This window comes from Bradyrhizobium sp. IC4060 (assembly GCF_020193715.1).
In the GTDB taxonomy this organism is placed as follows: domain Bacteria; phylum Pseudomonadota; class Alphaproteobacteria; order Rhizobiales; family Xanthobacteraceae; genus Bradyrhizobium; species Bradyrhizobium yuanmingense.
The window spans coordinates 1-379 of the sequence record NZ_JADYVJ010000129.1; the positions used below are offsets into that span (position 1 = coordinate 1).

1 pseudogene is annotated in these 379 nt (G+C 55.7%); it reads right to left on the bottom strand.

The features are described from left to right. Positions 1–379 (bottom strand): annotated as a pseudogene (locus tag I6F16_RS37810) (endopeptidase La); the annotation flags it as partial.

Genomic DNA, 379 nt, shown 5'->3' on the forward strand with positions numbered 1-379 from the left:
CCTTCACGCGCTCCAGGCCATAGTGATCGGTATCGAGGATCTCCTGGGCCTGACGCAGGTCTTTTTTGACCTTACTGCGCGCATTCCACGGCACCTGCACCATCCAGTCGATGTAGCCACGCACGACGGTCGCTTCCGCAGACATCGGCGACATCATCTTCAGCTTCTGCAGTTCCGCTTCGGTTTTTTCTTTCGCCTCTTTCGGCATTTTCGCCGCGGCGATCTTACGCTTCAGCGCTTCGTTTTCGTCCGGGGCGTCGTCCATCTCGCCGAGTTCTTTCTGAATCGCTTTCATTTGCTCGTTCAGATAGTACTCGCGCTGGGATTTCTCCATCTGCTTTTTGACGCGGTTGCGAATGCGCTTCTCAACCTGCAGCAG